The following is an 8611-nucleotide window of genomic DNA, read 5'->3' on the forward strand; positions in this document are numbered from 1 at the left end:
CCGGGGCGGCCCGTGCCGCCCCCGCGGTGCGGTCGGAGACCGCCGGGTGTCCCGTCGGTCCGCGGTTGGAAGGGCACGGTGCTCGATGTCGATGCTGCCAGGTCTGCGTATGCCGGTCCCGCCCCTGCTCGGGCTGGTCCCCGACGGGCTGACGACGGGGGCGCGGGAGGCGGTGGGCACCGCGGGACGGCTGGCCGGGCAGCTCGCGGGCGGTCTCACCGGGCTGCCCCGGCGGGAGGCGTGGTCCCGGCCGGGCCGCTGCTACATCACCGTCCACGGGGTGCACAACCCCGGCGGGGCGCTCCTGGCCCGGCGCGTGGAACGCGCTCTGGAGGGACACCCCCGGGTGCACTGGGCACGGGTGAACGCCCCCTCGGGACGGGTGGTGGTGGGTCTGGGGACACCACCGCCGCCCGAACGCGAACTGGTCGCGCTGGTGGAGCGGGCCGAGCGGCAGGTTCCCTGCGAGGAGGCCGAGGGGGAGTGGTGCCAGGAGCCGCACCACCCCTGTGAGGGGCCGCGGACCAGGCAGTCGGTCTCCGCCCTGGCGGCCGACGCGGTGGGTCTGGGGCTGTCCACCCTCAACCGGCTGGCGCCCTGGACGCCGCTGCCGCCGGAGGTGGCGGCGCTCACCTCCGCCGTCACCCGCCACCCGCGGCTGCGCGAGGCGATCACCAGGGGGCTGCACGGGCCGGAGCAGGCCGAGTCGCTGCTGCCGGTGGTCAGCGCGCTGGCGCAGGGTCTGGCCACCCGCGGCGGCGGGCTCGCGCTCGACGTCGTGCAGCGGCTCGCCCAGTGGCGGGAGGCGGACGCGCACCGCGCGGCCTGGGAGGAGGCCGAGCCGAGGCTGGTACGCGGCCCGGAGGACGTGGCGGCCGACCCCGTCGAGGCGGAGGAGCGGGCCGGCCGCGCCCCCCGGGACAGCGCCGACCGCTACACCGAGCGGTCGATGTCGCTGGGAGCGCTGGCCGGGGCCGCGGCGGCGCCCTTCGCCGGACCGCGCCGCGGACTGGCGGTGGCGCTCGCCGCCGTGCCCAAGGCGCCGGACGCGGGCCGGGAGGGCTTCGCCACCACGCTCGGCCGCGCCCTGGCGCTCAAGGGCACCACGGTCATGGACCGGGGGGTGCTGCGGCGGCTGGGGCAGCTGGACACCGTCCTGCTGGACGAGGAGGCCCTCAGCGGCAGCCGCCACGAGCTGACCGACCTGGTGCCGCTGGAGGGCGCCGACCCCGAGGAGACGGCCCGGCGGCTCTTCGCCCTCTTCGTGCCCGAGCGGACCGACACCGTGCACCGCGACGGGGACGGCTGGGTGCTGGGCCCGCTGGAGGAACTGGAACTGAGCGGCCGCAGGGGCGCGCAGGCCGCGCGGCGGCTGCGGAAGCAGGGCAGTGAGCGCGTACTGGGCCTGGCCCGGGAGCGGCGGTTGCTGGCCGTGGCCGGGCTGGCCCGGCAGAAGGCACCGGGCGCGGACGCGGTGGCCGCCGCCGCCCGCCGTGCCGGGGCACGGGTGGTGCTCGCCAGCGACCGGCCGGAACCGCTGTTCGGCTTCGCCGACACCGTCGTTCCCGGCGGGGACCGGCTGGCGCGTTCCGTGCGCGGACTGCAGGCGGAGGGCGCGGCGGTGCTGCTGCTGTCGGGCGACCGCCGGGCGCTGGCCGCCGCCGACTGCGGGATCGGGGTGCACCCGGAGGGCGATCCGGCACCCTGGGGCGCGCACCTGCTGGTGGGTACGGACCTGGAGGCGGCCGGCCTGGTCGTGGACGCGGTGGGGGTGGCCGCCCAGGTGGACCGGGACAGCAGGATCCTGGCCGCGGGCGGCAGCGGGGTCGGCGCGGTCGCCGCCCTCCAGGCGTTCCCGTGGCAGGCCACCGCCCGGGGCGCGGCGGCCGGCACCACCGCCGGGACCGCGGCGTTCGCCCTGGGCACCTGGCGCGCCCGTCAGCTGCTGTCCCGGCCCGTCACCCCGCCGGTGGAGACCACGCCCTGGCACCTGATGCCCGCCGAGCGGGTCCTGGAGCGGCTGGGCGGCACGGAGGAGGGGCTGAGCCGGCCGGAGGCCGAGGAGCGCGCCGCCCGGGTCACCACCTCCGAGGAGCCGACGCGGATCAGCCTGCCGGCGGCGTTCGTGGAGGAACTGGCCAATCCCCTCACCCCGGTGCTCGCGGCGGGTGCCGCCCTGTCGGCGGCCGTGGGCTCGCGCACCGACGCCGCCCTGGTGGCCGGGATCACCGGCCTGTCCGCCCTGGTGGGCGGTGTCCAGCGGGTACGGACCGACCGGGCGCTGGCGGAGCTGTTCGCCCGCTCCGCGATCGGCGCCCGGGTGCGGCGGGGCGGTACCGAGCGCCTGGTCGCCGCCGGTGACCTGGTGCCGGGGGACGTGGTCGTCCTGCGCTCCCAGGAGGTGGTTCCCGCGGACTGCCGACTGCTGCGGGCCGACGGTCTGGAGGTCGACGAGTCCTCCCTGACGGGCGAGTCGCTGCCGGTGGCCAAGGACCCGGCACCGGTGGTCGCCACCCAGATCGCCGACCGCCGCTCCATGCTCTACGAGGGCACCACCGTCTCGGCGGGCACCGCGGTGGCCGTGGTGGTGGCCACCGGATCGGCCACCGAGGTCGGCCGCAGCCTGGCCACCGCCCGCCAGAAGGCACCCGCCACCGGGGTGGAGTCCCGGCTGCACGAGCTGACGAAGACCAGCCTGCCGCTGGCGCTCGGCTCGGCCGCCGCGGTCGCCGGGGCAGGACTGCTGCACGGCCGTCCGCTGGCCGACACCCTCGCCTCCGCGGTCAACCTGGCCGTCGCCTCGGTGCCCGAGGGGCTGCCGTTCCTGGTCAGCGCCGCCCAGCTGGCCGCCGCCCGGCGGCTGGCCGACCACGGCGCCCTGGTGCGCAACCCCCGCACCATCGAGGCGCTCGGCCGCGCGGACGTGCTGTGCTTCGACAAGACCGGCACCCTCACCGAGGGGCAACTGCGGCTCGCCACCGTCAGCGACGGTGTGCGCGACCTGCCGGTGGACCGGCTCGACGGGCGCGCCAAGGACATCCTGGCCGCTGCCCTGCGGGCCACCCCGCCCGCCCGTACCTCCGAGCCCCTGGAGCACCAGACCGACCAGGCCGTGGTGACCGGGGCCCGGCGCGCGAAGGTGGGCGTACGCCAGGGCGCCTCGCAGTGGCGGCGCACCACCGCCCTGCCGTTCGAGTCCTCCCGCGCCTACCACGCCACCGTGGGCCGTGCCTCCCGCGGGGCGCTGCTCAGTGTCAAGGGCGCGCCCGAGAACGTCCTGGAGCGCTGCTCCCGGTGGCGCGGCGGACCGCAGGAGGGCGGCGGGAAGAGCGGGAAGAGCTCCGGCCGGGGAGGGGAGGGCGAGCTGGACGCCGCGGCCCGGAAGCGGCTGACCGCCATGGCCGAGGAACTCGCCGGAGCCGGGCGCCGGGTGCTGGCGGTCGCCGAGCGGCGGCTGGGCGAGGACACCGGGAAAGCCGGGAGCGACGGGAAAACCGGGAACGCCCAGAACGCCGAGGACGCGGATCTCACCGACGAGACCGTCACCGGCCTGACCTTCCTCGGCTTCGTCACCCTCGCCGACCCGGTGCGCTCCAGCGCCGCCCCGGCCACCGCGCGGCTGCGCGCGGCCGGTGTGCAGACCGTCATGCTCACCGGCGACCACCCCGCCACCGCCGACGCCATCGCGGCGACCGTCAGCGAGGACCCCGACCAGAAGGTGTGCACGGGCGCCGAGATCGACGAGCTGGACGACGACGCGCTGGACGAGCTGCTGCCCACCCTGGACGTCATCGCCCGGTGCAGCCCGCACCACAAGGTCCGCATCGTCCAGGCGTACCAGCGCATCGGCCGGGTGGTGGCGATGACCGGCGACGGCGCCAACGACGCCCCCGCGATCCGGCTGGCGGACGTGGGCATCGCCCTGGGGCGGCGCGGTACCCCCGCCGCGACCGCCGCGGCCGACCTGGTGGTCAGCGACGACCGGCTGGAGACGATCATCGCCGCGCTGCTGGAGGGCCGCGCGATGTGGGGTTCGGTCCGCGACGCGCTGGCCATCCTCGTCGGCGGCAACCTCGGCGAGGTCGCCTTCAGCGTGCTGGCCGCCGCCCTGACCGGCAGCTCGCCCCTGAACGCCCGGCAGATCATGCTCGTCAACCTGCTCACCGACCTCGCCCCGGCACTGGCCATCGCGGTGCGCGAACCGGCGGTGGAGGACAGCGAGCGGCTGCTGAGCGAGGGGCCCGACCGGTCGCTGGGCTCGGGGCTGACCCAGGAGGTGCTGCTGCGCGGCGCCACCACCACGCTGGGGGCGGGGCTGGCCTGGGGTGCCGCCCGGCTCACCGGCAGGGGCCGCCGGGCGAGCACGGTGGCCCTGGCCTCGGTGGTCGGCACCCAGCTCGCCCAGACACTGCTGACCGGCGGACTGGACCGCAACGTGCTGTTCGCCGGGCTCGGTTCGGCCGCCGCCCTGATGGGCGTCATCCAGACGCCCGGGGTCAGCCAGTTCTTCGGCTGCACTCCGCTGGGCCCGGTGGCCTGGGGCATCACGCTGAGCTCGATCACCACGGCAACCCTGCTGGGAGCCGCGGCCACCCCGCTGGTGCGCCGGCTGGCGGCGGAGTCGGCGGAGGGTACGGACCCGGACGCCGCCGCGGAGCGGCCGGACGAGCCGGCGCCGGAGGACCCGGAGACGGAGAAGGCGCGGGAACCGGAGAAGGCGTCGGCCGCGGCGGGGGAGTGACCCCGCCGGAGCAGTTCTACGGGGATCGAGGGGCTCTGTCCGCCGCCGCCGTGTCACGGCGGCGGCGGACAGCCGTGCGGGAGCACGGCGGTGCGGGGGCGCGACACGACGCCGCGGCCCGCGGACGCCGGTGCGTCCGCGGGCCGCGGCGGGATACCCGAACGGAACGGAGGGGGCGGGGGAGGAGCCCCGCGCCCGGGAACCCGGTCGTACGGGACCGGGTCAGACCCGGCCGCGCCAGGCACCCGTCTCGGTGCCCCGCTCCTCGATGAACTCCTTGAAGCGCGCCAGGTCGCCCTTGACGCGGTGCCGGACAACTCCGAGCTTGTCGCCCACGGTGTCCGCCGCGCCCTCGGGCTCGTGCTCCATCTGGAGCATCACCTTGGTGTGGGTGTCGTCCAGGCGGTGGAAGGTGACCACACCGGCCTGCTTCGCCTCGCCCTCGACCGTCGTCCAGGCCACCCGCTCGTCAGGGATCTGCTCGGTGATACGGGCATCGAACTCCCGCTCGGCTCCGGCGACCTTCGTCACCCAGTGGGTCAGCGTGTCGGTCTTCTGCTCGACGCGCTCGACGCCCTCCATGAACTCCGGGAAGGTCTCGAACTGCGTCCACTGGTCGTACGCGGTGCGTACCGGAACGCGAACCTCGATCGACTCCTCGACGGTGGACATCCGCATCCCTTCTCTCGACTGCGATGACCGCTGTGCGCGGTCCTTTCGTCACCTCCCGCGTACCCGGCGGCAGGGCGGCCACTCGGGCGAAAGGGCGAAAGGGGGCCGGACCGGCGAACCGGACCGGCCCCCTTTCCGCCGGGGTCACCGGGGCGGCCGGGTCACGGCAGGGGGGTGCCCCCGGTGGCGTTGACGACCTCGGCGGTGATGTAACTCGCCTCCTGGGAGGCGAGGAAGACGTAGGCGGGGGCCATCTCGGCGGGCTGCGCGGGCCGGCCCAGCGGAACGTTCCCGCCGAACTCCGAGGTGTCGGGCAGTGTCGAGGGGATCAGCGGGGTCCACACCGGCCCGGGGGCCACGGCGTTGACGCGGATGCCCCGCTCGGCGAGGTTCTGGGCGAGGCCGTGGGTGAAGGTGACGATGGCGCCCTTGGTGGTGGCGTAGTCGAGCAGGTGCGGGCTGGCCTTGTAGGCCTGCACCGAGGTGGTGTTGATGATGCTGCCGCCCGCCGGGATGTGCGGCAGGGACAGCTTGCACAGCCAGAACATCCCGTAGAGGTTGGTGCGCAGCGTCCGGTCGAACTGCTCGGTGCTGATGCCCTCGATGCCCTCGGACTGAGCCATCTGGAAGGCCGCGTTGTTCACCAGGACGTCGATGCGGCCGAACTCCGCCACCGCCCGGTCCACCAGCCGGCGGCACTCGGACTCCTCGCGGATGTCGCAGAGCAGGGGCACCGCCTTGCGTCCGGCCTCCTCGACCAGCCGGGCCGTCTCGCGGGCGTCCTGCTCCTCCTCGGCGAGATAGGTGAACAGTACGTCGGCGCCCTCCCGGGCGAACGCGAGGGCCACGGCGCGGCCGATACCGGAGTCGCCGCCGGTGATGACCGTCCTGCGGTCCGTCAGCCGGCCGTTCCCCCGGTAGGACGACTCGCCGTGGTCGGGCTCGGGGTCCATCCGGTCGGTCAGACCGGGGTGCGGCTGGTCCTGCTGGGGGAACTCCGGCCGCGGGTGGAGCCGGGTGGGGTCCTGCTGCTCCTGGTCGCTCATCTCTGTCCTTCTTCTCCCTGTTCCTGTCTGTCTCCGTCGTTGTGTCTGTCGCTGTCTCCGTCGCCGCCCCGCCGTGCTCCGGCCGTCCGCAGACGAGAACCCGCCCGGAGCCCTCCGGGCTCCGGGCGGGGGCCGTCCGGGCGGGAGCCGGTGCCGTCGCCGGTGTCAGGTGCGGTGGGTGACATCCTCGACGCCCAGGCCGAGTGCCCGGGCGATGTCCTGCACGTTCCGGAACTCCTGCCCCTCCGGCAGCCGCCCGGCCAGGCTCACCAGACGGTCGGGCGCGTTGTTCTCGCGCAGGGTGTCCAGGACGGCGCCGCGGTCGGCCGGGTAGAGCTCCTTGCCCAGGTGCCGGGCCATCTCGCTGCGCACCTCGACGTCGTTCTGGTCCATCCCCGGCGGGGTGCCGCCGGTGAGCGTGGTGTTGGGGGCCCGGTCCACATCGGGCTGGTCCTCACCGGAGGGCTGGAGCTCGTGCTCCTCCTCCATACGGGTCGACCGGCCCGCGCGCAGTTCGCCCTCCATCTCCTGCTTGAGCTCGTCGTCCCGGACGGGACCCGTCTTGTTCTTTCCGTGCGTGGCCATGTCGTCCTCCCAAGGGTCCAGACAGTGCGGGCGGGCGCGCGCCCACGTCCGGCCGTCTTCCCTGGTGTGCCGCTATTACACCGTTTGGCAAGGGTTTGCGATCTAGGGGATGGTCACCCCATGTCGCCCTTCCGCTCCGGTGAGACGTCGGCGATGTCCCGGCGCCCGACGTTCTCGGCCTGGTCGATGGCGGCGACGTCCGGGTGGTGCAGGTCGAACGCGGGGGATTCGGAGCGGATCTTCGGGAGGGTGACGAAGTTGTGCCGCGGCGGCGGGCAGGAGGTGGCCCACTCCAGCGAGCGGCCGTAGCCCCAGGGGTCGTCCACCTCGACCTTCGGCGCGTACTTGGCCGTCTTCCAGACGTTGTACCAGAAGGGCAGCATCGACAGGCCGAGCAGGAAGGACCCGATGGTGGAGACGGTGTTCAGGGCGGTGAAGCCGTCGGCCGCCAGGTAGTCGGCGTACCGGCGCGGCATGCCCTCGGCACCCAGCCAGTGCTGGACCAGGAAGGTGGTGTGGAAGCCGGCGAACAGCGTCCAGAAGGTGATCTTGCCGAGCCGCTCGTCGAGCATCTTCCCGGTGAACTTCGGCCACCAGAAGTGGAAGCCGGCGAACATCGCGAAGACCACCGTGCCGAAGACCACGTAGTGGAAGTGCGCCACCACGAAGTAGCTGTCGGAGACGTGGAAGTCCAGCGGCGGGGAGGCCAGGATGACACCGGTCAGACCGCCGAACAGGAAGGTGATCAGGAAGCCGATCGTCCAGAGCATCGGCGTCTCGAAGGACAGCGAGCCCTTCCACATCGTGCCGAGCCAGTTGAAGAACTTCACTCCGGTGGGCACCGCGATCAGGAACGTCATGAAGGCGAAGAACGGCAGCAGCACACCGCCGGTGACGTACATGTGGTGCGCCCACACGGTGATCGACAGGCCCGCGATGGCGATCGTCGCGCCGATCAGGCCGATGTAGCCGAAGATCGGCTTGCGGCTGAAGACCGGGATGACCTCCGAGGCGATGCCGAAGAACGGCAGCGCGATGATGTACACCTCGGGGTGCCCGAAGAACCAGAACAGGTGCTGCCACAACAGCGCGCCGCCGTTGGACGGGTCGAAGATGTGGGAGCCGAACGTCCGGTCCGACTGCAGCGCGAACAGCGCGGCGGCCAGCACCGGGAAGGCGAGCAGCACCAGCACACCGGTCAGCAGCACGTTCCAGGTGAAGATCGGCATCCGGAACATCGTCATACCGGGCGCGCGCATGCAGATGATCGTGGTGATGAAGTTGACCGCGCCGAGGATCGTGCCGAAGCCGGACAGCGCCAGCCCCATGATCCACATGTCGGAGCCGACCCCGGGGCTGTGGACGGCGTTGCTCAGCGGGGTGTAGGCGAACCAGCCGAAGCTGGCGGCGCCGCCCGGGGTGAGGAAGCCGGCCACCGCGATGAGGGAGCCGAAGGAGTAGAACCAGTAGGCGAGCATGTTCAGCCGCGGGAACGCCACATCGGGCGCGCCGATCTGCAGCGGCATGATCCAGTTCGCGAAACCGGCGAACAGCGGGGTGGCGAACA

The 8611-nt window shown here is 73.9% G+C and carries 5 protein-coding genes; 1 reads left to right on the forward strand and 4 read right to left on the reverse strand.

From position 1 onward, the window contains the following. Positions 1-85 precede the first annotated feature (85 nt). Positions 86-4741: a cation-translocating P-type ATPase gene (locus tag CUT44_RS34610; RefSeq protein ID WP_269846225.1), complete on the forward strand. Its 4656-nt coding sequence runs from the start codon at positions 86-88 to the stop codon at positions 4739-4741. 222 nt (positions 4742-4963) lie between these two features. Here the strand turns inward: CUT44_RS34610 and CUT44_RS26415 are convergent, their stop codons facing one another. From CUT44_RS26415 to ctaD, 4 genes are all read right to left on the reverse strand, one after another. Further along, positions 4964-5413: an SRPBCC family protein gene (locus tag CUT44_RS26415; RefSeq protein WP_100204487.1), complete on the reverse strand. Its 450-nt coding sequence runs from the start codon at positions 5411-5413 to the stop codon at positions 4964-4966. Positions 5414-5574: 161 nt separating this feature from the next. Next, positions 5575-6459, reverse strand: coding sequence for an SDR family oxidoreductase (locus CUT44_RS26420; protein ID WP_100204421.1), 885 nt, complete (start codon positions 6457-6459; stop codon positions 5575-5577). Positions 6460-6624: 165 nt separating this feature from the next. After that, positions 6625-7044, reverse strand: coding sequence for a DUF2795 domain-containing protein (locus CUT44_RS26425; protein ID WP_100204422.1), 420 nt, complete (start codon positions 7042-7044; stop codon positions 6625-6627). 113 nt (positions 7045-7157) lie between these two features. After that, on the reverse strand, positions 7158-8611 hold a 1454-nt coding region (gene ctaD, locus CUT44_RS26430), incomplete at its 5' end, for an aa3-type cytochrome oxidase subunit I (RefSeq protein WP_100204423.1).

It is taken from the genome of Streptomyces carminius (genome assembly GCF_002794255.1).
GTDB lineage: Bacteria > Actinomycetota > Actinomycetes > Streptomycetales > Streptomycetaceae > Streptomyces > Streptomyces carminius.

Excerpts from the sequence above, each read along its gene's own strand:
- CUT44_RS34610 (WP_269846225.1), top strand. The coding sequence starts at position 86 with ATGTCGATGCTGCCAGGTCTGCGTATGCCGGTCCCGCCCCTGCTCGGG.
- CUT44_RS26415 (WP_100204487.1), bottom strand. The coding sequence starts at position 5,413 with ATGTCCACCGTCGAGGAGTCGATCGAGGTTCGCGTTCCGGTACGCACC.
- CUT44_RS26420 (WP_100204421.1), bottom strand. The coding sequence starts at position 6,459 with ATGAGCGACCAGGAGCAGCAGGACCCCACCCGGCTCCACCCGCGGCCG.
- CUT44_RS26425 (WP_100204422.1), bottom strand. The coding sequence starts at position 7,044 with ATGGCCACGCACGGAAAGAACAAGACGGGTCCCGTCCGGGACGACGAG.